General features: G+C 35.5%; 20 protein-coding genes. 15 read left to right on the plus strand and 5 right to left on the minus strand.

The genetic code is table 11. The annotated features are described in order from the left end of the window. Window positions 1-78: 78 nt before the first annotated feature. Entirely contained in the window at window positions 79-2,682 is a 2,604-nt protein-coding gene (locus RNZ46_RS13890) for a zinc-dependent metalloprotease (protein WP_316982767.1), read from the minus strand. Between the two features lie 192 nt (window positions 2,683-2,874). Between RNZ46_RS13890 and RNZ46_RS13895 the strand changes: the two genes are divergently transcribed. Then, window positions 2,875-3,603: an NYN domain-containing protein gene (locus tag RNZ46_RS13895; RefSeq protein ID WP_316982768.1), complete on the plus strand. Its 729-nt coding sequence runs from the start codon at window positions 2,875-2,877 to the stop codon at window positions 3,601-3,603. 64 nt (window positions 3,604-3,667) lie between these two features. Here RNZ46_RS13895 and RNZ46_RS13900 read toward each other — a convergent pair whose 3' ends face one another. Beyond that, window positions 3,668-4,450, minus strand: a complete 783-nt coding sequence (locus tag RNZ46_RS13900) for a S1/P1 nuclease (protein WP_316982769.1) — start codon at window positions 4,448-4,450, stop codon at window positions 3,668-3,670. Window positions 4,451-4,656: 206 nt separating this feature from the next. Here RNZ46_RS13900 and RNZ46_RS13905 point away from each other — a divergent pair, with 206 nt between their 5' ends. From RNZ46_RS13905 to RNZ46_RS13935, 7 genes are all read left to right on the plus strand, one after another. Continuing rightward, window positions 4,657-5,232 (plus strand): RNA polymerase sigma factor, encoded by a 576-nt coding sequence (locus RNZ46_RS13905; RefSeq protein WP_316982770.1) that lies wholly within the window; start codon window positions 4,657-4,659, stop codon window positions 5,230-5,232. Then, window positions 5,232-5,417 (plus strand): hypothetical protein, encoded by a 186-nt coding sequence (locus tag RNZ46_RS13910; RefSeq protein WP_316982771.1) that lies wholly within the window; start codon window positions 5,232-5,234, stop codon window positions 5,415-5,417. Before RNZ46_RS13905 ends, RNZ46_RS13910 begins: the two co-directional genes overlap by 1 nt. Before the next feature lie 10 nt (window positions 5,418-5,427). After that, on the plus strand, window positions 5,428-6,243 hold the full coding sequence (locus RNZ46_RS13915; RefSeq protein ID WP_316982772.1) for a mechanosensitive ion channel family protein: 816 nt from the start codon (window positions 5,428-5,430) through the stop codon (window positions 6,241-6,243). Window positions 6,244-6,455: 212 nt separating this feature from the next. Continuing rightward, window positions 6,456-7,754 (plus strand): serine hydrolase domain-containing protein, encoded by a 1,299-nt coding sequence (locus RNZ46_RS13920; RefSeq protein WP_316982773.1) that lies wholly within the window; start codon window positions 6,456-6,458, stop codon window positions 7,752-7,754. A 285-nt stretch (window positions 7,755-8,039) separates the two neighbouring features. Beyond that, a complete protein-coding gene (locus RNZ46_RS13925; RefSeq protein ID WP_316982774.1) occupies window positions 8,040-10,196 on the plus strand; it encodes an Ig-like domain-containing protein in 2,157 nt (718 codons plus the stop codon). A 176-nt stretch (window positions 10,197-10,372) separates the two neighbouring features. Beyond that, window positions 10,373-10,843, plus strand: coding sequence for an SRPBCC family protein (locus RNZ46_RS13930; RefSeq protein WP_316982775.1), 471 nt, complete (start codon window positions 10,373-10,375; stop codon window positions 10,841-10,843). Between the two features lie 356 nt (window positions 10,844-11,199). Further along, on the plus strand, window positions 11,200-11,952 hold the full coding sequence (locus tag RNZ46_RS13935; RefSeq protein WP_316982776.1) for a hypothetical protein: 753 nt from the start codon (window positions 11,200-11,202) through the stop codon (window positions 11,950-11,952). 229 nt (window positions 11,953-12,181) lie between these two features. On the opposite strand, the gene RNZ46_RS13940 is transcribed toward RNZ46_RS13935, so the two are convergent. Further along, a complete protein-coding gene (locus RNZ46_RS13940) occupies window positions 12,182-13,534 on the minus strand; it encodes a DEAD/DEAH box helicase (protein WP_316982777.1) in 1,353 nt (450 codons plus the stop codon). A 140-nt stretch (window positions 13,535-13,674) separates the two neighbouring features. After that, a complete protein-coding gene (locus tag RNZ46_RS13945; protein WP_316982778.1) occupies window positions 13,675-14,562 on the minus strand; it encodes an aldose 1-epimerase family protein in 888 nt (295 codons plus the stop codon). 79 nt (window positions 14,563-14,641) lie between these two features. Here RNZ46_RS13945 and RNZ46_RS13950 point away from each other — a divergent pair, with 79 nt between their 5' ends. Then, window positions 14,642-15,943 carry an anthranilate synthase component I family protein gene (locus RNZ46_RS13950; protein WP_316982779.1) on the plus strand — a complete coding sequence of 434 codons (1,302 nt, stop codon included), beginning with the start codon at window positions 14,642-14,644 and terminating at the stop codon, window positions 15,941-15,943. On the opposite strand, the gene RNZ46_RS13955 is transcribed toward RNZ46_RS13950, so the two are convergent. Further along, complete coding sequence (locus tag RNZ46_RS13955) at window positions 15,940-16,632, minus strand: sigma-70 RNA polymerase sigma factor region 4 domain-containing protein (protein ID WP_316982780.1); 693 nt, start codon at window positions 16,630-16,632, stop codon at window positions 15,940-15,942. The genes RNZ46_RS13950 and RNZ46_RS13955 overlap by 4 nt on opposite strands. 123 nt (window positions 16,633-16,755) lie before the next feature. Here RNZ46_RS13955 and tilS point away from each other — a divergent pair, with 123 nt between their 5' ends. The 6 genes from tilS (at window position 16,756) to RNZ46_RS13985 (ending at window position 24,615) form a co-directional block, all read left to right on the plus strand. Then, window positions 16,756-18,066 (plus strand): tRNA lysidine(34) synthetase TilS, encoded by a 1,311-nt coding sequence (gene tilS, locus RNZ46_RS13960; protein ID WP_316982781.1) that lies wholly within the window; start codon window positions 16,756-16,758, stop codon window positions 18,064-18,066. A 46-nt stretch (window positions 18,067-18,112) separates the two neighbouring features. Beyond that, a complete protein-coding gene (ade, locus tag RNZ46_RS13965) occupies window positions 18,113-19,732 on the plus strand; it encodes an adenine deaminase (protein ID WP_316982782.1) in 1,620 nt (539 codons plus the stop codon). Between the two features lie 57 nt (window positions 19,733-19,789). Continuing rightward, window positions 19,790-20,758 carry a YheT family hydrolase gene (locus tag RNZ46_RS13970; protein ID WP_316982783.1) on the plus strand — a complete coding sequence of 323 codons (969 nt, stop codon included), beginning with the start codon at window positions 19,790-19,792 and terminating at the stop codon, window positions 20,756-20,758. Between the two features lie 77 nt (window positions 20,759-20,835). Further along, complete coding sequence (locus tag RNZ46_RS13975) at window positions 20,836-21,297, plus strand: (2Fe-2S)-binding protein (RefSeq protein WP_316982784.1); 462 nt, start codon at window positions 20,836-20,838, stop codon at window positions 21,295-21,297. Window positions 21,298-21,316: 19 nt separating this feature from the next. Further along, on the plus strand, window positions 21,317-23,536 hold the full coding sequence (locus RNZ46_RS13980) for a xanthine dehydrogenase family protein molybdopterin-binding subunit (RefSeq protein ID WP_316982785.1): 2,220 nt from the start codon (window positions 21,317-21,319) through the stop codon (window positions 23,534-23,536). Between the two features lie 59 nt (window positions 23,537-23,595). Beyond that, entirely contained in the window at window positions 23,596-24,615 is a 1,020-nt protein-coding gene (locus RNZ46_RS13985) for an XdhC family protein (protein ID WP_316982786.1), read from the plus strand. Window position 24,616: the final 1 nt, after the last annotated feature.

Below are 24,616 nucleotides of genomic sequence, written 5' to 3' on the forward strand. Positions count from 1 at the left end.
TTTGATTAAGATACCAATAAAATAAAAAGCCATATCGTTTATTACAATATGGCTTTAGTTTATAGAATAAAACGATTGTTATTTAACCTCCTTTAAAGCATTGTCAATAAGCGTTCTTAAGTGTTGCTTGTGAGCTCTCGAGGCTATATTTCCTGAAGGCGCAGCCATGGTTCGTATAGTTTTTAAATTATATAAAGCCATAGATTTAGCATTGTTACTGTACCTGCTACTTTGTTTACCGGTTAGCATATCGATAAGCATGTTGGTATATTCCAATTGTAAATTTTGCCTGAATGAATTGACGTTAGAATAAATATCCGCTTTAAAAATAGCATGGTTTAAATCGCTCATAACCATTGATAATTTATACTTGTTTCCGTACAATTCTGAATCCGAAATACGCTGTAATGTATTTGGGTGCAACAAGTGATTTAATACGTTTTTTTGATACCCCAATACTTGATTATGTATTTTAGGGTCTTCGGTTGAACGCATAAATCCAAAACCACGACGCTGCATAGCCAAATAGTTGTATAAATCGTTGGGCGCATCAAAAGCATTAGGTGCAAAAACGTGCTTGTTTAAGGTTGCCATTGCTCTTTTTTGGTCGCTCAAACTTACTGGTGTGTAAGGTTGTGTTTCGCCTGCTTGCCCCACCATAGATCGGTCTACATAAACACCGCCAATAAATCGGGATACTACATTAGCCGCGCTTCCTCTTTGACCACTTAATATATAGTAGGCTTGTCTTAATTCTTGATAAGATTGACCAGATTTAGAAAACTTATCTTTAATACCTTTCATCATTGTATTAACAACCTCAAAACGATCGTTTGAATAGGTAATTTGATCGTTTGACAAATCGCCAACCATTACGCGCGGGTCAATGGCTTTTCCTGGAGAACGCATATCGTCTGCATCATTTCCAAAAATTAATTCTGGTTTAGTCGATTGACTTAATAAAGCCTCTCTTTCGACCTTACTTTTAAAGGGCGTATACCCAAATTGAATGGCCCAAACATCGTAAGGTCCAACGGCAGTATCGTAATATTGCCCTTGTTTGCTTCGGTCTTTTGTAATGTTTATGGCTGCATAATCCATAACCGAACCGGTTAAACATTTTCCTTTAATAAAATCGGCATCGGCAAGTTGTTCCGGTGAGAATAACTGACTCGCTTTCATGTTGTGGTTTAAACCTAAGGTATGCCCAACTTCGTGCATAATCAGCGCCGTCATCGCTTCTTTTTTCATGCGTTTCATCTCTAAGTCGGTTGCATTTGATGCCTGTAAAACGGCTTTACCAAACAAGGTGTTTTCATGCATCACATGCCCTAAAGAGCAATACATTTTATCATCGTCATGCATTTCAGACCCATCAAAGGTTTGGTTTAATGAGGCTAAATCGAATAACTTATCGTACATCACCCTATTGGTAAAATGCACGTATTCCAACATGATATCCGCGCCCAAAATTTGTCCGGTTTTAGGGTTTACAAAACTAGGACCATAGCCACCAAATGGCGGTTGTGGAGACGATGTCCAACGTAACACGTTATAACGTATATCGCCTGCGTCCCATGTGGCATCATCCGGTTGTACTTTTACAACCATAGCGTTTTTAAAGCCCGCTTTTTCAAATGCTACATTCCATTGTAAAACGGCATTTTTAATGGTTTCTCTCCACTCTAATGGTGTCGAGTTTTCTATCCACCATGTAATGGGTTCCACAGGTTCAGAGATGGCGGCATTGGGGTCTTTTTTGACTAAGTTCCAACGGTGTACTAAATCACGGTACGGTGTTGCGCTTGTAGATGTTTGGTCGTCAACCTGTGTTAAAAAATAACCAACCCTTGGGTCGTCGTATAGTATTTCGTAATCGTTATCAGGCATTGCCATTAGGCTATGAAACACTTTGATACTCACGTTTCGGCCATCGGCAACCGCATTAGATCCGCCATTTAAAACAGAGGGTGAAGAGTACACATATTCTACTTGTAAATTGGTGTTTTCGTCGTAATTTCTAATGTCGTTAATTTTGGTTTTGGTCTTGCTTAAACTACCTAGCTTAAAAGCTGTTGGCGATGCACCAGGAAATCGAGGTCTTTTTATTTGAGAAAATGTTTCACTTAAAAACAAACCATCAGCTTTAATTAAATAAAGGCCTTTCTTTTTATCGTGCGCTTCAATTTTAAGGCTTGCCATATTGCCTTGGCTAATATTGGCATCTTTTGATTTTGACAATGGACTTTCCGGATCGAAATAAAACGAATTATTCTGTGTTTCAAATTCAATTTTATTAAAGTGCTTTTTTATTTTAAAAACTTTTGAGCCTCTGTATGAGCCTCTAATAATTCTGCCGGCATCCATAACGCCATCTGCAATTTGACTAAAATAAATGTACTCATTATCAATTTGGTCATCAGAAATCAACATTTGCAAAGATCCCGTAATCGTATCTTGGTATATGGTAAATAAACCTTCAATTTTTTTACTGGATTTTACAAGGTCTTCAATCTTTTTTTCTTTTGATTTTTTTGGAGTAGGTTTCGCAGGAGCTTCAACTTGGTTTTTTCGTTTTCCGCGTTTCTTTTTTTGAGCTTCGGCATTAAGCGGAACAAGGAAAAGCGCCAACATAAATGCAACGCTTAAAAATTTTAAAGCTCTGAGTTTTTTGTGTGTCATAAAATAAATGTTTTAAAGGATTTAAGCCCGATTAGTTATCTTAAAATAAGTCTTGCTAAAAATAGAAAGAATGAAATGTTTATTTCCTTATAAAATGTTAAAAAGGATATAAGGGTTTGTTTTATGGAATTAATAAGCAAGAAGGGTTGCCGAAAATTTGTATTCTACTATATTTAATTACCTTTATAAAATATGAAAGAAGACACAAAAATTGCCGTTTTAATTGACGGCGACAACATCCCATCGAAGTATATTTCTGAAATGATGGAAGAAATAACAAAATATGGCACACCAACTATTAAAAGAATTTATGGCGACTGGACCAAACCGCATTTATCAAAATGGAAAAATATTCTGTTGGAAAATGCTATAACGCCCATACAACAGTACGGATACACAACGGGCAAAAACGCCACCGATTCTGCCATGATTATTGACGCGATGGATATTTTGTATTCTGAAAAAGTAAATGGTTTTTGTTTGGTATCGTCCGATAGCGATTTTACAAAACTCGCTACACGACTACGGGAAGCTGGTATGGTGGTTTATGGGATGGGCGAGAAAAAAACACCCAACCCGTTTATTGTAGCCTGCGATAAGTTTATTTATTTGGAAATCTTAAAAAGTGATAACGATAAAGACGACAAGGGCCGAAAAGTTAAAAAGGAAAATTTATATAATATTACACCCAAAGTTATTAAAATGTTGCAAAACTCGGTTGACGATGCCGCCGATGATGATGGTTGGGCTTTCTTGGGCGATGTTGGTTCTTTAATTCTTAAAAAACAGCCCAATTTTGACTCTAGGAATTTTGGGTTTGCCAAATTAACACCGCTTTTTAAATCATTGCCACAATTTGATATGGAACAGCGTGACCAAAGCAATGCCCGATTTAAGCTAATTTATGTGAAGAATAAATAGCCAATAAAAAGCCCCAATTTGTGCGAAACATTTTGGGGCTGTACTTTAGTGATGCTAAACTGTTTTAAAACAAGTCATTTAAAACTTTGGCCAACCTAATGCCAGCAATTTGCAATTGGCTTCTTACGGTTTCAAAATTATCATACGAATAACGATACCTTAAATTCTCGCCGGGTTTTACCGTGCTGTAAACCTTTTTGGTTATTTGGTGGGTTTCGTTTACCCAATCTACAACGGTGCCCGCTTGTATCGCCTTAATTTGTTGTTTGGATAAAACATCGGTATTTTCAGCTAACTCGGTATAACTCATATTAAATTGATCAATCATTTGGGAATCCCAAACACGGTGCAAGTTAGAATCCTTGTAAAACCATTGTAATTTAAAATCGTTACCGCCTTTATCCTCTTGTAAACCCACATGCATAGGTTGGTGCAAATCGCCAATTAAATGAATCAATAATTTTAAGTAAAAGGCCTTGTCGTCGTCCGATGCGTTTTCATCCTTTATAACACTTTTGCAATAGGCAATGCCTGATACCAAATCGCCCTCAGGATTCTTTTTTGAGTTTTCGTAAGTTTCATCCAATGGCATGTTTATATAATGCCAGGTATAGTATTTGTTGTATTTTTTATCAGATTTTATTTCGTCGGCAAAAGTAGAAACAAAGGCTAACGATTTCCTTTTTAAAAGTCTGCTTACTTCTTTTTTAGCTTTTCTGTTAAGGTGTTTATCGGCTATTTTACCAACAACCCTGTGTCCTGTAGCGCTCCAAAAATCTTCTGGTGCTTTAGGGTGTGTTGCTGTGAAAAATAATAACGTAGTTAAATAGATGCTTAGTAATTTCATAAAAAAGTTTTTTCAAAATTAGGAATAAATTTGCTAATAAATTTTGATTTAACTTTTAGTTAATTGTAAAAATAATATTATATTTAGGTAAGAAGAAAGTACGTGTTAACAAGTATGCAGATTAATGCGTTTATTTTTAATGATTTGTGACTTATTTAATAAGTATGTGTCTTAATTAAAACCATTAAAAGAACCATAAATTACCTTTGAAAACCCTAACAGATACTAATAACTTACCTGATGAAGATTTGGTAAAAGCCATTGTTAAAACCAATAACACGGTGCTTTTCGAGATACTTTACGATAGGTATGCAACTTTGGTGTTTAATAAATGTTTTGGGTTTGCAAAAGATGCCGACGAAGCTAAAGATTTAACCCAAGATGTATTTTTAAAACTCTTTGTTAAGTTAGCGAGTTTTAAGGGAAAATCGAAGTTTTCAACTTGGTTGTACGCGTTTACCTATAACCATTGTGTAAATTATGTAACCAGAAATACCGCTAAAAAATTTGAGAAGCAATCTGTAGATTATAAAGACATTGAAAACCTGTCGTATCACGATGAAGATGATACCAGTTTTCTGGATATGAAAGTTGATAAATTAAAAGTGGCTTTAGAGCTTATTTCTCCAGAAGAGAAAATGATTTTATTGTTAAAGTACCAAGATTTTCTTTCTATAAAAGATATAGGAAGTGCCTTAGAAATAGGAGAAAGCGCCGTTAAAATGAGAATTAAACGGGCAAAAGACAAACTAAAAACCGTATATACTAATAACCTTAAATAATGGATAATCCATTTAAACTTATAAATCAACCGTTAAAGGAAGTGCCTCCAGAGTTAAAGGCCAAGGTAATGAGCGATATTGCCATGGCTAAACTCATTATGGAGCTGGCCGCCTTGTTTTCATATAATTTTAGTTATGTGATAGAAACGGTGATTAACCAAAGACAAAAAAACAACCAATTATAACCCACTAATTATGAAATTTTTAGATCAATTAAAAGAATCATTACAAAGATTATGGCTTGACATTGCAGCATCTGCACCCAAAGTTATAGGGGTGCTTGTATTGATTATAGTTTTTTTAATCATTACAAAAATAATTACCAGTGTATTAAAAAAAGTGCTTCTAAAAGCCAATGTGAATAAATTAGGCGAAAAACTCAATCAAATTGAATTATCAGAAGGCAAAACCCTGAATATTAATTTGGTAAACATTATTGTAAAAACCATCAAATGGTTGTTATACCTTGTTTTAATTACCGTTGTGGCCGATATTTTGGAACTCACCATGGTATCAGAAGGTTTAAAAAGCTTTATGGCATATTTGCCAAAATTGTTTACGGCATTGGCCATTGTAACTTTAGGTTTACTGTTTGCAACCTTTGTTAAAAAATCGTTACAGCGTTTATTTGAGTCTTTAGAGTTATCGGGAGGCAAGCTTATAAGTCAATTGGTTTTTTTAATATTAATGGTATTAATAAGTGTAACGGCATTAAATCAAGCAGAAATTAATACCGAAATAATTACGAGTAACATAAAAATGATACTCGCCGCATTTTTATTGGCTTTCGCTTTGGCGTTTGGTTTAGGAGCCCGAAATGTTATCGAAAAAGTATTGCATACCTTTTATACAAGAAAACTATATGAAGTAGGGAAAGTGATTGAATTTAACGGTATACGTGGCGAGGTAGAGTCTATAAATAGTATATCGGTAACAATAAAAACAGAAAAAGGAAAATTAATAGTACCAATTAAAGATATTGTAGAGAGCCAAGTTAAAATACAGGATTAATTTTAATTAGGGTTAAAATTTGGTTGGTTACTGCCTGTAGTTTAAGCAACTCTCTACATGTTATATCCCTTTTCATTTCTCGACCCGATAAGCATTGGGAACGCTAGGGATTGAAAAGGGATTTTTTATGCATCAACCCAATGTTTTTAATAAATAGTTTTAAAAAAGTAACTTAGCTGTTTATGTATAACCAAAACCACCAATTTTTCACCATGAAAAAACTAGTTTTTATTTTTCTTGTTTCCATTTTTTTTGTGAGCTGTTTTCAATCGAAAAAAGACACGCCAACACAAGCATCCAAAACACTTTCTTTAGAGCAAGCTGATGAGGTTGGGATGTCAGAATTAAGATTGAGTTATATTGATACCATGCTCAACCAAGCTGTTTCAGACGATATAATTCCCGGCGCGGTAGCCTTGGTTTCACGACGCGGAAAATTGGTGTATCATAAAGCTTTTGGTATGGCAGATAATGCTTCGGAAAGCGTATTAAAACAATCGGATATTTTTCGAATCGCCTCACAAACTAAAGCCATCACATCAACTGCGGTTATGATGCTTTGGGAAGAAGGAAAATTTAATTTGGATGACCCCATTTCAAAATACATCCCAGAATTTAAAGACGAACAAATCTTAGAAACGTTTAACGAAACCGATTCGACGTACACCACGAAACCGGCTGAAAAACCAATCACCATTCGGCACTTATTAACCCATACATCGGGACTTGGTTATGGTGTTATTGATGGCGACCACCGGTTTAGAAAACTGTACAACAAAGCGGGCATTATCGATTTATTTACAACCAATGACATTAGTATTGAAGATAACATCAAAAAGCTAGCAAAACTACCATTGCATCATAACCCAGGTGAAAAATTTACTTATAGCGAAGGACTCGATGTGTTGGGGTATTTTATTGAAATCGTTTCAGGAATGCCTTTTGACGCGTTTTTAAAAACCAGAATTTTTGAGCCTTTGGGCATGCACGACACGCAGTTTTACCTTCCGGAATCCAAATACAATCGTTTAGTAACCGTACAAACCAAAGAAGATGATACATGGGTAAAATACCCTATAACGTTTTACGATACCGATTATCCCATTAAAGGTGCAAAACGCTTTTTCTCGGGTGGCGCAGGTTTAACCAGTACCGCAAAAGATTACGCCACTTTTTTACAAATGTATTTGAATAATGGCGAGTTAAACGGCAATAGATTGTTAAGCAGAACCACTGTGGAGACCATTTTAACCAACCAAATACCATATATTTCTGAAGATATTAAAGCGGTTCATGGATTGGCTTTCGGTTTGGTGGATAAAAAAGGACACGACTTGGGTGGTAACGGAAGTGAAGGTACCTTTGTTTGGGGCGGCTATTTTAATACCACCTATTTTGCAGACCCCAAAGAGGAAATAATTGGTGTGCTTTTAAAACAAACCCAACGTATTAAAGGCGATGATACCTCAAATAAATTCAGAAAATTAGTGATGCAAGCTGTTGATGATTAGGTTATTTCTTATTTCTGGGCATTTCGAAAGCTATTTGTAAGTCATCTACTTTTGCTTTAAATGTTGATAGCTTTGTTCCTGATTACGTAAGATACGATTGACTTATACAATTAAAAAACTCACGTCGCTTAATTGTGCTGTTCCGATAGGAATCACGAAACAATTCACTAGTTAGCGAAAAAAAAAATCATCAATAAAACATTTACAGTTTAACGATAAATAAAGAGATATTTTTTGATTTATCAGATATTTTCGTACGTTTGGTGTTTAATAAATCATACAAATATGCCCATGCGGATTTTTCAACTTGCCTTCGTTTTTTCCTTTTTTATTATTTTCAATTCCTGTTCAAAAGATGGTGAAGCACCAGATACGGTGCCTCCAACAGTATCGTTAACAATTTTGGGTGTTCCAAACGCTTCTGGCGGAGAACCTGTAGTTGTGAGCAATAAAATTGAGGTTAGCGTTAATGCTAGTGATGCTAATGGCGTAAGCAAGATTGAGGTTTATATAGACAATGAAAAGAAAGGAGAAGATAGTTCTGCCCCTTATCAAGTTGTTATCGATATCTCGTCCTACGCCTCAAATAAAAACTATACGTTAAAAGTAGAAGCGACCGACAAAGCAGGAAATACCTCCTCAACCCAGCAAACTATTAGCATTGATAATGAAATACCTGTGGTTACCGATGTTTCTTTGGTTCAAGATTCGGTTATAACGGGAAGTGATAATGCGGTTACTTTTAATGTAACTGATAATGAAGAACTGTCATCTGTCATGGTTTATGTTAACAGTGAATTATTTGTAGATATTAAGGATAAAAATTACGAAGTAAATATAGACACCAAATTGCTACAAGATGGCGAAAATAACCTAATGATTGAAGCCAAAGATCCGGCTGGAAATATAGGCAGCTATACCGTAAATTTTATAATAGACAACACAGGTCCGGCCATTACTTTAAATTCAATTACAGAAAATAAGATTTTAGACGAATTTATGCTTTTACAGCCCGAAGTATTGGATGCTTATTCAGAGGTTACGTCCGTTGAAGTGTTTTTAGGCGATACCAGTATATATCTGTTTGATGAAAATTCCAGTAATTATGATATGGATTTTGTGCCTGACAATTATCCCGTTGGAACGACTGTTTTTAAGTTAGTTGCAATAGATAGTTTAGGGAATGAGTCTGTTTTGGAAATTAATATTGAAATTTTACGACTTTTGATAAAAGTAGCTTTACCAGATGGTTTTTTAAGTCCATTTTGGTCTAGTTTTTGGATTTTCGCTTCAGAAATGAATGGTGTTCCCATTGCAGCCAAATCGGTAGGAGTAGGGGACAGTAACATTAAAATCCATGCCCCATCAGAATTCGATTTCGATAAAAAATATATGATAACGCTGTTGGCGGACGAGAACACGAATCCGAATTCATTTAATAGAATTACAAATATTCAAGGCATAACAAGAAACAGCTTATCAGAAATAAACTTTAATTTACCGCAGAGAAAAACGGTGGTCAGTAATGCTACCGTATCTATGGTTGGTTTTGGTACTGATGAAACGGTAAAAGGAGATGGGCTTGATTATACTTTTAATCACTATGTCTCAGAAAGCTCCGGTAATTTTGAATTAACCAGCCTTAACACAACAGCTAATTCTTCATCTGATTATTTTTTGTATAGTACAAATTTAGAGGGAATTCCTTACGCTTATTTTAGCTTTTCTGAGCCCTTGGCAAACAATAGCACAATCAATAAAACAGATTTGATTACCGATACAGCTATAAGCAACGCTACATTTAACATAACTAACGATCCGGGAATATCAAGTAGTCAATTGATAATAAATGGATTCCGTACCAATGAAGATCTTCAAAATGGTATTTACCACAATATTTATTCCGGTAGTCCGCAGCAAGTGTTTGGTATTGAATATGAATATTATTTCTGCTCTATTTTTGACTCTTACTCGCATCAATTAATTTTGGATGATTATTTAACCTTAAGAAAAGGGCTCCCGATTAACACCTATAATATTCCAAATTGGAGTGTCGATTATTTACAAAATGGAAATGAAATAACCATAACAAAAAGCGGAACTGAGCATGTTTTGGGCAGGCTTCAATTGATGCCAACTACGGGAGAAGATTATATAATGACGGTTTTATTTGACAGTCAAAATACAGATGTAGTTACCCTGCCACAAATTCCAGAAGAAATGAAGGATTTATATATTTATACGGTGGCTCAAAATCAAGGTTTTGATATGAATCAAATTCATTTTTCGTCTTACAATTCTATAACATCTTACGCGGATTATTTAAATAACATTATTAAGGGAGACGATAACGAAACTGATGTTTCAGATGTTATTTCAACTAAAATGAAAGCTCGAAATGGAGCTTCGGTTACTCCATTTAAAACCTTTAATTTTGAGTAGGGAATATTTTATGCGCTTTTAAGAATTATTTTTTACTTAAATTTATAAAACTGATTTTATCTGTCGACAGCCTTAAAACATTGAAACAGATTAATATTATATTCGTTATAAATAAATTAGATTTTTTATTTAGTTTAAATAGAAATCTGTAGGTGACAACTTAAAAAACTTACATTATGAAATACTTAAAATATATTCTTGCAATTTTAGCCATTTTAGTTATCGGCTTTTTCCTTTTGGGGTTTATAAAGACAGAGTTGTCTTATGAATGCGAAGTGTTAGTAGACAAGCCTTTAGCTGAATCTTGGGCGGTGAGTCAAGATGAAGAAAAAATGTCTGATTGGTTAATGGGCTTTCAAAAAATTGAACATGTAAGCGGCACACCGGGTGAGGTAGGCGCCATTTCGGATGTTTATTTTATAACTGACGGCGAGGAGGTGACAATTCGAGAAACCATTACCCAAATCGTTCCAAACGAATCGGTATCAATGTTGTTTACATCTGATTTTATGAACATGGACTATACGCTAAAAATGACGTCAATCGATGGAAAAACAAAAATTAAATCAAGTACTATTTGCGAAGGCAATGGAATGGTTTCAAAGTCTATAATTGAATTGATGGGAAATACAATTAAAGCACAATAAGAAACCAATCTTAACAATCTTAAAAACACTATTGAGAAAAACTCCAAAAACTATTTTTCTATCCAAAACTAGTTGGCAATAAACAGGCGTTATACGTTGAAATTCTAAATTTGAGTACATGTTTTTTTGATAACTCTGTCATTCCTGAGCATCCCGATAATTGTCGGAAAGTCATCTGCTTTTTGTTTTGAGTTTTGATAACTTTGTTTATGATTAAGTTTAAAACTATTGACATACAAACTTTAAAAAATTAACTTCGCTTGCCTGAACTGTCCCGATAGCTATCGAGATATAACAGTATCGGTAAATATAAATCAGTTCAATGAATTAAATCTTAATCGTTAGCTACAAATCGAATGAAGAACTTTAAAAAAGCATCTTTTTTATCTTTGAATCTAGGTTGGATTGGACTAATTATAACCCATGTAATATGGTCGAATTTAAAATATAAAAATGCTTCTGGAGGAGACACCGGTGTAGTTATATTTTGGTCTTCATTTTTTCTTATAATCTTTTACGTATTTTTTATCTTAATACCAAAAAAGAAAATTGTAAAACTAACTGAAAAGCTGGCTATAAGTTTGTTTACACTTCTTTCGGGAATTTATGCATTAATCGGTTTTATTATTCTAATTGGTTGGGGATTTTTAATATCTGACAATTTCTATGGAGTATTTTTAGATGCCTTTGTTTTCGGACTGATTTTCGGTCTGACTTTTCATCTGATTTGGAACAAAAAGCAGAAAGCATTTAAACAAATGCACTTGATTCCGATTCTGACGTTACCAATATTATTTCTATTCATTTATTTATTTGCTTTTCCGAAATTGTTCCCTTCCATGGCATACAATGTTGTACCACAATATTTGAGACACGACATATTAAAAAATACAATTCCGAAATTCAAAGTTGGAGACGACTTATCTGAATTGCAAAAAGCATTACCTGGCGAATTTGAATTTGAAAAATGCTTTGGAAGTCGTGGAGCAGTTTTAAATAACTTTCAATTTGTGATTGAAGTAAACTGTTGTAAAATTGTAAGGATTGAATTTGGACCAAGACAAAAAACAGGTTACACAATGGGAGGAAAAAGAAAACCTTGCATCTAGCATCTTATAAATTAACTTCTTGCGAAAGCCTACCTTACAACAGTCTTCGCAGATTTTCTATTTGGTCCACATTAATTAAATTAGTTGCTTGTAGCAAACCATACACAAAACCGATAAGCGCACCCAAAGCTAATTCTACTTATTATAAGCTTGTGCTGTCTCTAATTTCCAGTTATTCCTGCGAATCCCAATAACTATAGGGACTGCCACTGAATACTGCAACTAAAAACTATTTCCGCTTATTTCGTTTATTATAATTTTTATCGCCTCTGGTTTTCGGTTTTTTATACTTTTTAGCAATTTTAAATTTATACGAACCTCCTAAATTTTCTTTTGAGTTCTTTTCAGATTTTTCGTGGAATGCAGGCCCCGCAACATCATCATCCCCTCGTTTGGTCGGGTTGTTGCGTTCTTTTATTTGTGGTCGTTCTTCTTCAATAAGCTCGGTAGAAATTTCAACAGGCTCAGGAATTTCCAATAAAGGAATTTCCATTTGCATTAATTTCTCAATGTTTTTAATAGCGTCCTCTTCCTGTTCAGTAGTAAACACAAGGGCTTCACCTTTGCGTTCGGCACGACCGGTTCTTCCAATTCGGTGCATGTAGTTTTCAGGATAATCGGGCGTATCAAAATTAATAACATGGCTTACGTTATCAATATCCAAACCACGAGCCATCACGTCGGTAGCAATTAAAATACGGTTGTCGCCCGCTCTAAATTGCTCAATACTGCGCAACCTGTAATTTTGTGTTTTATTGGAATGAATCACACAAAGTTCTTCATGAAAAATATTGTCTAATTTTTCAAATAAACGATCCGCCATTTTTTTATAAGCCACAAAAACCAATACCTTATTAAACGTTTTGATGTCATGTAATAAGTGCACTAATAGATTTACTTTGGTATAAAAATTTGGGACTTTAAATCTGGACTGTGAAATATTGTCCAACGGCGTCCCAGAAACCGCAATGGAAACCCGTTCGGGACTTTTAAAAAAATCGTTAATCAACGCATCCACATCGTGCGTCATGGTTGCCGAAAACATGATGTTTTGTCGGCGTTGGGGCAGGATATCAAAAATATTTATAAGCTGATGTCTAAAGCCTAAATCCAGCATCACATCCACTTCATCAATCACTAATTTCTGAATCGATTTTAATTGCAACACCCGGCTTAAAGCCAAATCGTATAAACGCCCAGGCGTTGCCACCAAAATATCGATGCCTTCGGCAACAGCTTGTTTTTGTGTGTTAATATTGGTGCCGCCGTAAACGCCTAAAACTCGATTGTTGATATATTTTGAGAGCTTTTCAATTTCTTCAACAACTTGAACCACCAATTCACGCGTGGGCACCAAAATTAAAACGCGAGGGTTTTCTTGCGTCGAAAATTTTAGGTTTTTAAGAATAGGAAGCATATAGGCAAAGGTTTTACCCGTACCGGTTTGCGCAATACCAACCATATCTTTTCCCGAAGCCACCACGTTAAAAGCCTCAGCCTGAATGGGTGTTGGCGTGGTAAACCCTAAATCGTTTAAGGCGTTGTGTAAAGGTGTATTTATGTTTAAATCTTGAAAAGTCACAATATAAATTTAGTAGCAAAGGTAAATGATTAATTTGACTAGCATATTAGATGCATTAGAAAATGGATGCTGTTTGAAAATCAAGACCTGTCAGGTCTAAAATAGATTTAAAACTAATTTCTATTTTTAAAAATTAATTACTATAAATGATTGTTGTTTATTTCAATGGTATAAGTGGCTTCAAAAACTTTGCTGGCTTGCAACGCCAAAATCCCTTCTTTGGTTTTAAAATTTTGATTGGTGTTTTCGCTATCGGCAACGCCCAACCATGGTTCAATACAAACATAATCGCCTTCTGGTTTTGCCCAAATACCCAAATACGGAAAGTCGTGGAAACTCACCGAAAGTATTTCGCCGTTCAACTTGCTTTTTAAAGTCACTTTTGTAGATTTTAAATCTTTAAAGACTAGAGCATCCCTATCAAATAAATCGTGGGTTAACTTGATAGTGTTCGAGTTGTTGAAAACAGTTTTGGTTTCAGAGGAAATCAAACCATTTTCCATATTTATTAAATGTGTTTTGGCGGTTTCAGTGTGTTCAAATTCTAAAACGTAATCGTTATAATTTTCATTTTCAAACACGGGGCATTTAAAAGCGGGGTGTCCGCCAACCGAGAAATACATGGTTTTATCATCAACGTTTTTAATACGATGAATCACTTCAATTTTATTGTCAACCAGTAAAAAAGTGATGTTTAATTCAAATTTAAACGGATAATTTTTAAGGGTTTCATCGTTGTAAAACAAGGCAAAAGTTAAACTGTTTTCGGTTTGTTCCTGTAAAACAATATTTTCATTGTGCCTCACAAAACCGTGTTTTGGCAAGGTGTATGTTTTGTTTTCAAAACGATAAGCATCGTCTTTTAAGGCACCAATAATAGGGAACAGGTTTGGTGCGTAACTGCCCCAAACATTGGGGTTGGCATCCCACATAAATTGGGTTTTGTTTTCTGTTGAAGATATTTCACAAAGTTCTGCGCCAATTGTTTTTACGGCTATTTTTAACTTGCTGTTTTGTAAAACGTGCATCTAATTACATTTAAAGTATTTTACAAAATTCTTAAATTTTTAAGTATTCTAAGTAAATTTGCGTTTAAACTTTTTATTATTGAGAACCACAGAGATTTTTAAGGTAGAAAATACCGATGCATTTAAGCACCAAATATTAGTTTGGGCGCAGCAATTTGACGATGTGGTTTGGTTGGATTCGAATAACTATTCACAAAACTATTCGAATTACGATGCTATTTTAGCGGTTGATGCGTTTACAAGCATTCAAACCGATTTTTATGATGCATTTGAAAAATTGAATGAATACCAAACTACGGTAAACGATTGGATTTTTGGCTATTTAACCTACGATTTAAAAAATGATATTGAAGCCTTAAATTCCAATAATTTTGATGGTTTAGCGTTCCCGGATTTATATTTTTTTCAACCTAAAAAACTATTCTTTTTTAAAGGCAATCAAGTTGAAGCTCAATATTTAAAAGGCGTGAAAGATGAGTGGAAAGATGATTTAAGAGCTATTCAAAACGAAAACACTTGTCACCTTGGGCGCAGTCAAAAGGTCTCAAATAACATCAAAATAAAACTCCGCATTCACAAAGACGAATATTTCGATAAAATAAATAGCATGCTCGCCAGCATCCATCGTGGCGATATTTACGAAGCCAATTTTTGTCAGGAATTTTATGCCGAAGACACCCTTATAAATCCGTTGGACACTTACATTAAACTTAATGCGATTTCAAATCCGCCATTCGCAACATTCCTAAAGTGCAACGATAAGTATTTGCTATCGGCTTCTCCCGAGCGTTATTTAAAAAAGAAGGGCGATACCATTATTTCGCAACCCATAAAAGGCACTGCAAAACGTTCGGAAAATTTTAAAGAAGACGAGCAATTAAAAAACGATTTGTTAACAGATGAAAAAGAGCGAAGCGAAAATATTATGATTGTCGATTTAGTGCGCAACGACCTCTCAAAAACCGCCATTAAAGGCAGTGTTAAAGTTGAAGAACTGTGCCAAATCTATACCTTCGATCAAGTGCATCAAATGATTTCTACTGTGACTTCAAAAGTGGAAGAGCATACGCATCCCGTTGATATTATAAAAAGTACATTCCCCATGGGCAGCATGACCGGTGCGCCCAAAATTTCGGCCATGAAAATTATTGAAGATTTGGAGGAAACCAAACGCGGACTCTATTCTGGTGCCGTTGGCTATTTTTCGCCAACTAGCGATTTCGATTTCAACGTCGTTATTCGCAGTATTTTATACAACCAAACAAAAAAATATGTCTCGTATTCCGTGGGTGGAGCGATTACGTCAAAAAGCAAACCTTTAAACGAATACGAAGAATGTTTGGTAAAAGCCAAAGCGATGCGAACGGTTTTAGAGCACTAGCCCAAACGTTCCTTTAAGCTTTCAATGGTTAAATTTAAAATGCGTTTTACGCGTTTTGCTTCAATGTTTTTAATTTCGGCAACCTCATCGTAATCCAGTCTTCCAAAAACGAATAAATCTACAATTTCCGATACTTTTAAGGGCAATAAGGTGTAGAATTTACCCAAAATATTTTTGTTGTTTAATGCCGACATGTCTTCAACCTCAAGCGCATTTTGTATCGAGATGTCATCATTGTCATAAATAAAAAGAGTCTTGTGTTTATGGTCTTGTTTGTACGAAATATCATTGAGCTCTTCGTTCATAATAAAATCAAAATCCTCATCAACAGTAAAAAGCTCTTCCAATCCGTCCAATTCTTCTTCTAAAATATCGTTCGTACTTAGCGTGTGTTGATGAAAAGCTTCTCTTTCAAACAGCTCATTTAAATCGGAATCCACAATTTTGAAAAGCTTGATTTTTATGGCGAAAGCATCCATGTCTAAATCGTAACCACCTTCGTAAAATTTGGCAATTGCTTCGTCTATAAAATCGTTTGAGACATACATGTTTTTTGGAATGATACCTTTTGATTCCGCTATATACAACCGGTGCTTTATGTATGCCTGTAAATGTTGCGTTGCCGAAACAACTTTTTTATTAAAGGTATCTATGGTGGTTTTGTCGTTTAATTTATCTGTTGAGCACATAATTTTAGGTATTAAATTTATACTTTAAAGTTACAAAAAACATAGTTTTTAAATATGATTTTTATCATTGTTATCTGCTTATAAGTTGTGTATATAAAGGGGTAATGTTGTATATTTGAAAACATGCTGGAACAATTCAAAGACCATATAAAAAAGGATTTTTCATTCTTAAAAAAAAGCAAGTTGCTCATTGCCATTTCCGGCGGAATGGATAGTGTGGTTTTAACGCATTTATGCCATCAATTGCATTTTAATATGGCGCTAGCTCATTGCAATTTTAATTTACGAGGCCATGAAAGTGATGCCGATGAAACCTTCGTTTTAGATGTAGCCGAAGATTTAGAATTGGAAGTGTTTATTGAAAGTTTTGATACCGAAACCTTTGCCAAAGACAATAAAATTTCCATACAAATGGCAGCCCGTGAGTTGCGCTATAATTGGTTTGACGAACTAACTAACCAACTAAAATTCGATTATATTTTAACGGCACATCACGCCGATGATAATTTGGAAACTTTTCTCATCAATTTATCTCGTGGTACGGGTTTAGAGGGGTTAACGGGAATTCCTGCGGATAATAATAAGTTAGTAAGGCCATTATTGCCCTTTTCCAGAGAAGCGATTGGAACGTACGCCAATACAAAAAAAATGAAGTGGCGAGAGGATAGCAGCAACGCCTCAACAAAATATTTACGGAACAAATTGCGGCACGATGTCATTCCTATTTTAAAGGAGGTAAATCCGCAACTACTTCATAATTTTCAAAATACGCTAAGCCACCTAAAAGGGTCTTCACATATAATTGCCGAAAGTATTGATGCTTTTTTAAGCAAGGCCATTGAAAGTATGGATAATAACAAAGTTAAATTTAAAATTTCAGAATTTAAAAAGCTCAAACACCCAAAGCCTTATTTATACGAAACTTTTAAGGAATTCGGTTTTACACAATGGGATGATATTCTTAATTTGTTGGATGCTGAAACCGGGAAACAAGTGTTTTCAGCAACGTACAGGCTTATTAAAAATAGGGCGCATTTATTATTAAGTGAAATAAATTTAGATGAAAGTATACCGATTTTAATTTCTGAAAACGATAACAAAGTAGAAACCTCGTTCGGAATCCTGTTTTTCGATGAAGCAGATGCCGTTTCAAAACAACAAAGCAGTTGTATATATGTGGATAAGGTTAAATTGAAATTCCCTTTAATCCTCCGGAAATGGGAGGAAGGCGATGTGTTTTATCCTTTTGGTATGCAGGGTAAAAAAAAATTAAGCAAATACTTTAAAGACGAAAAATTATCGCTTTTAGATAAAGAAAAAATATGGTTGTTATGTTCAGACAATAAGATTGTGTGGGTCATTGGTAAACGCGCAGATAATCGATTTAAAGTAACTGAAAGCACAAAACAAATTCTAAAGATTGAATTGAAATAATACTGTCATGCTGAGCGCAGTCGAAGCATCTCAATAAACTTATAATTTGAAACTACAAGGCAACATAGTCGATATACAAAACAAGCGCATTTTTAAGGGCGAAGTGGTTATCGAAAATAAAAGGATAGCATCCATCACCGAAAAAAACCACGGTAATAATCATTTCATCCTTCCTGGTTTTGTCGATGCCCATATTCATATAGAAAGCTCGATGCTCGTTCCAAGTGAATTTGCACGTTTAGCGGTAACTCACGGTACAGTGGCAACGGTTTCCGATCCGCACGAAATCGCCAATGTTTTGGGCGTAAAAGGTGTGGAATTTATGATTAAAAACGGCAAACAAACCCCATTCAAATTCAATTTTGGCGCACCGTCCTGTGTGCCGGCGACCACATTCGAATCAGCCGGAGCGGTTATAAATTCAGACGACATCCAAAAACTTCTCGAAAACCCGGACATCAAGTATTTGGCAGAAATGATGAATTACCCCGGGGTTTTGTTTGATGATTCCGAAGTGCTAAAAAAAATAGCTTGGGCAAAACAGTATAACAAACCCATCGACGGACACGCTCCAGGTTTGCGAGGCGACAAAATCACCAAATATATAAACGCAGGAATATCAACAGACCACGAGTGTTTTACTTATGATGAAGGCTTGGAAAAACTTCAAAAAGGCATGAAGGTTTTAATTCGAGAGGGTAGTGCCGCCAAAAATTTTGAAGCTTTAATCGATTTGCTTCCGGAACATTATGAAAATATGATGTTTTGTAGCGATGACAAACATCCGGACGATTTAATAATCAGCCACATCAATAACCTTTGTGCCCGGGCAGTTTCAAAAGGAATCGATGTGTTTAAGGTATTGCAAGCAGCATGTATAAATCCGGTAAAACACTATAACCTCGATGTTGGTTTGGTGCAAGAAGGCGATTATGCGGATTGCATTGTAGTTGAAGATTTAAAGACTTTTAAAACGCTTCAAACTTATATAAATGGCGAACTGGTTTTTAACAACAATGAATCATTAATTAAATCTATACCTTTTGAAATATTGAATAATTTCAACTGTAATAAAAAACATATTTCAGATTTTATATATGAATCTTCAGCAAAGCAAATTCGGGTTATTGAAGCTTTGGAAGGACAGTTGGTAACCAACGAAATTATTGAAGATACTTTAATAGAAAACGGTAATTTAGTTTCTAATGTTGGCAAAGATATTTTGAAAATGGTTGTTGTTAATCGTTATAACGATGAAAAACCAGCGATTGCATTCATAAAAAACTTCGGATTAAAAGAAGGCGCCATCGCATCTTCCGTGGGTCACGATTCACATAATATCATTGCCGTTGGCGTGTCGGACGAAGCGATTTGTAAAGCCGTTAATCTCCTCATAGAAAACAAAGGTGGTATTTGTGCCGTATCCAATTCTGAAGAAAAAATAGTGCCACTTCCCGTGGCTGGAATTATGAGCGATAAAGATGGTAAAACCATTGGAAAACAATACGCCGAATTGGATAAAATGGCAAAACAACTTGGTAGCACATTGAAAGCACCGTACATGACGCTCTCATTTATGGCACTATTGGTTATCCCATCATTAAAATTGAGCGATAAAGGCTTGTTTAACGGAACAGATTTTAAGTTTACGACTTTGGAGGTGTGAATTGAATGACCGAAAACTGAGACTGCCAAATGAATACTGCCAACTGAACACTAAAACATGCCCATAATTAAACCGACTTACAAACCGCCATTCTATTTTAAAAACGGATTTATTTCAACCGTGTATTCCGGATTATTCAGACGTGTAAATAGCATAAATCAAAAACGGGAACGCATCACTTTAACCGATGGCGATTTTATAGATTTAGACTGGAGTTTTTCAAAAGAAAAAACCAATAAACTCATTATTATATTGCATGGTTTGGAAGGTAATGCACAACGCCCTTATATGACTGGCACCGCAAAATTGTTTAATAACCATGCTGTTGATGCCGTTTGTGTAAATTTTAGAGGCTGTAGTGGTGAAGCTAATTTAAAATACAGGAGTTACCATTCTGGAGCTACCGACGATTTAATTGAAATTATTCAACATATTATCTCAACAAAGCACTATGCTGATATTTATTTAAAAGGGTTCAGTCTCGGTGGCAATGTTATTTTAAAATATTTAGGTGAAGGCAATAAAATTCCTCAACAAATTAAAGCGGCCATAGCAGTTTCCGTGCCTTGTTATTTAAAAGGTTCAGCTAAAGAATTACACACCTTTAAAAACATATTGTATCACGATAGATTTAAAAGACATTTGGTAAAAAACCTAAAAAACAAACAATTGCAATTTTCTGATTTACTGAGTGTTGAAGCTATTAAGTCCATAAAAACTTTAAGTGATTTTGATAATGTTTATACCTCTAAAGCACATGGTTTTAAGGATGCTTTAGATTATTATGAAAAAAGTAGCAGTCTACAATTTCTTCCACATATAAAAACACCAACCTTGATTATAAACGCGCTAAACGATTCGTTTTTATCGCCCGAATGTTATCCTGTAAAAGAAGCCAAGGCAAACCAATACCTACATTTAGAAATGCCAAACCATGGCGGGCACGTTGGTTTTATCGATAAAAAAAATGTATACTACAACGAACAACGCGCTTTGGAGTTTATTAAATCCTTGTTAAAAAAATAAGAATCTGTAAAAATAGCTTTTAATTTTTTTGTATTTTTTGAGACAATTCAACAATCCTTCAAACTAAAAAAATAATTATGCCAACATTCACATTAAAAATCAATAACAAAACCCATACTGTCGAGGCAGATATGGACACCCCTTTGCTTTGGGTATTAAGAGATCAAATAGATTTGGTAGGTACTAAATATGGCTGCGGTGTTGGTCAATGCGGTGCGTGTACCATACATGCCGATGGTACGGCGATGCGCAGTTGCTTATTGCAAATATCGCAGGCCGAAGGCATGAATATTACAACTATTGAAGGGCTTTCGGAAGATGGAAAACATCCCGTACAAGAAGCTTGGAAAGAGGTAGATGTGCCACAATGTGGGTATTGTCAAGCGGGGCAAATTATGACAGCCTCGGCATTTTTGAAGAAGAATCCCACTCCTTCCGAATCTGAAATTAGAAACGCCATGCATGGAAATATTTGCAGATGTGCCGCATACAATAGTATTGAAGAAGCCGTTAAAGTAGCTTCAAAAAAATTAAGTTAACCAACCTAAATAGAAAACAATGATACCTTCAAATAAAAATACATTCAGTAGAAGATCTTTCTTAAAATCATCAGCATTGGCAGGTGGTGGTATGATAATAGGTTTTAACTTGTTTAATGCTTGTAGGTTTGACGTTAAACCTTCAATCGATTTAAGCCAATTAAATTATAACGATTTTAATGCTTTTATTAAAATTTCCCCAGAAGGGAAAGTCACTATTTTTTCACCTAACCCCGAAATTGGTCAAGGTGTAAAAACCTCAATGCCCATGATTATTGCTGAAGAATTGGAAGTGGCTTGGGATGATGTTTACGTTGTTCAAGCACCTTTGGATACTAAAAATTATACGCGTCAAGTGGCTGGAGGCAGTCAATCTATACGGCACGGTTGGACAGCTTTAAGGCAAACTGGGGCAACAGCAAAACAAATGTTGGTAAATGCTGCTGCTGCCAAATGGGGCGTTGAAGCTTCGGAATGTACAGTTAAAAATGGCGTAATAACCAACGCTAAAGGAGAAACTTTAGGTTATGGCGATGTGGTTTCAGAAGCGGCTGTACTCGAAGTTCCGGAAAACGTAACTTTAAAAGACCCTAAAGATTTTACCATTATAGGGCAGGGTAAAGGCAATGTTGATATTGATAGAATAATTACCGGAAAACCATTGTTCGGTTTAGATTATAAAGTAGATGGCATGTTGTACGCATCCGTTTTGAGGCCACCGGCATTTGGTCAGGTTTTGGATTCTTATGATGCTTCTGCGGCTAAATCTTTGCCCGGTGTTGTTGATGTGATTACCATTGGAAAAAAAGTAAGAGAATTTCAAGAAGCTGGAAAAAACAATTGGACCATGCAAATAAGCAGTTCTGATAAAGTTGTTGTTATTGCGAAAACAACTTGGGATGCTTTTAAAGGTAAAAAGGCATTGAAAGCAACTTGGAAAACCGATACGCCACTTGAAAGCACCGAGAAGCATGATGAAATTTTATTGGATTTGTTAAACGGAAAAGACTTTAATACACGGCGTAAAGATGGTGACGTAAAAAAGGCTTTTGCAAAAGCTGATAAAGTAATTGAGCGCATTTACGAATCTCCGTTTTTGCCTCACAATACTTTGGAACCGATGAATTTTTTCGCAAATGTTACTGATGATAAAGTAGAATTGGTAGGTCCCGTTCAAACCCCTCAAGCGGCTCAAACCGTTGTGGCTGAATTATTAGGGCGCGATATTGAAACCGTGCATTTGGATATGACCCGAATGGGCGGTGGTTTTGGAAGACGCCTTTATGGCGATTTTGTTTATGAAGCTGCCGAAATTTCAGATGCCATTAGAAAGCCCATTAAAATGGTGTCTTCAAGAGAAGATGATATGACAACCGGGGTTTATCGCCCTGCAATTAAATACAAAATTGCTGCATCCATTAAAGATGGAAAACTAACCGGTTATCATTTAAAAGAGGCTGCAGCAAATTCAAATATGTATGGTTTAATACCTCATTTCTTTCCGGCAGGTGCTATTGAAAACTATCAAGTCGATACGGCCAACTATCAAAGTAATATCACCACAGGCGCATGGAGAGCACCGTATACAAACTTTTTGGCGAGTGCAGAGCAAAGCTTCTTTGATGAAATTGCCGAGGCATTAGGGGTTGATAGAGTAAAACTGCATATGGATTTGTTGGATAACGTAAAAATGAATCCAGAACCTAATATTGAATATGACCCGGAAAGGCTTCAGAATGTTTTACAACTCGCTGTTAAAAAATCCAATTGGGGAAAAACCGAAGCAGGTGTTTATCAAGGGCTTTCTGTGTATTACTGTCATAACACCCATGTCGCCGAGGTTGCAGATATTACTATGGAAAACGGTGTACCCATTGTAAAAAAAGTCACTTGCGCCATTGATTGTGGTATTGTTGTAAATCCATTAGGTGCCATAAATCAAGCAAAAGGTGGTATTTTAGATGGAATTGGACACGCCTTGTATTCCGATTTCGGATTTATCGATGGCATCCCACAATCCAATAATTTTAATTCCTATCAGCTTATTAGAATGGGGCAAACCCCAAAAGTAGATATTCATTTTATTGAGAGTGATATTGATCCCACCGGATTGGGCGAACCCACGTTGCCACCTGTTGGAGCAGCAGTTGCCAATGCTATTTATAAAGCTACGGGCAAACGCTTAACAAAACAACCTTATATGAGTAATTTGAATGTTGAAGAAAAGGTTTTAGGCTAAAAAATTAATACTAAGAAATCAAAAGCCTTTTATGTGAAGGCTTTTTTTACTTCATATTCATGACACACGAATTTAAGGAAATAGTAAAAGCGGGGACAACAGCAAAATCACAAGGTCTAAAATCTGTTTTGGCATCTGTGGTAGCATTGGATGGCTCATCCTATAGAAGACCAGGCGTAAGAATGCTCATTCTTGAAAATGGAAAAATGATTGGTGCCGTAAGCGGCGGATGTGTTGAAAAGGAAATCTTACTGCAATCGGATACCGTTTTTAAAACAGGTGAAGCCAAAATGATGACCTACGATGGTCGATATCGTTTAGGTTGCGAAGGCATTTTATATATTTTATTGGAAGTTTTCAACCCCAATGAAACGTTTTTAAAGGCTTTCAAAAACTGTTTAGAAGACAGAAATACATTCGATATACAATCTTATTTCGAAAAAAAGGAAGGTGTTTTTTCTGGAATGGGCACTCAGGTAAAAATCGATAATAAGTCGTTTTCAATTTCCGGAAATAACCTAGAAAACCAAAACGATACCCTTCTAAACTTCCAACAAAACATGCCACCGTGTTTTAAATTGATAATTATTGGCGCCGAACACGATGCGGTGCAACTCTGTAAATATGCCGCTTTAACGGGTTGGGAAGTCACCATTGTTTCAGGAGCATCAGAAGCCAAATCGATTTCAGATTTTCCAGGTGCGCATCGTTTTTCTGCGATTTCCCCAGAGGAAATGGATGTTACATTAATCGATAATCAAACTGCTATTGTGTTAATGACTCATAATTTTGCAACCGATTTACGCTATTTAGTCGCATTAAAAGATACCAATCCAAATTATATTGGGTTATTGGGGCCAACAAAGCGACGCGAAGATTTGCTGTCTCAATTTATTGAATATTGCCCGAATGTGGAAGATGATTTTTTAGATAAAATCCATGGTCCGGCAGGTTTAAACATCGGTTCCGAAACGCCACAGGAAATAGCCATTTCCATTATTTCCGAAATCTTATGTGTGATAAGACAGGAAGAACCCATATCTTTAAGTAAGAAAACGGGGCGGATTCATACGTCGTAGT

The sequence above is a fragment of the Hwangdonia lutea genome (assembly GCF_032814565.1).
Classification (GTDB): domain Bacteria; phylum Bacteroidota; class Bacteroidia; order Flavobacteriales; family Flavobacteriaceae; genus Hwangdonia; species Hwangdonia lutea.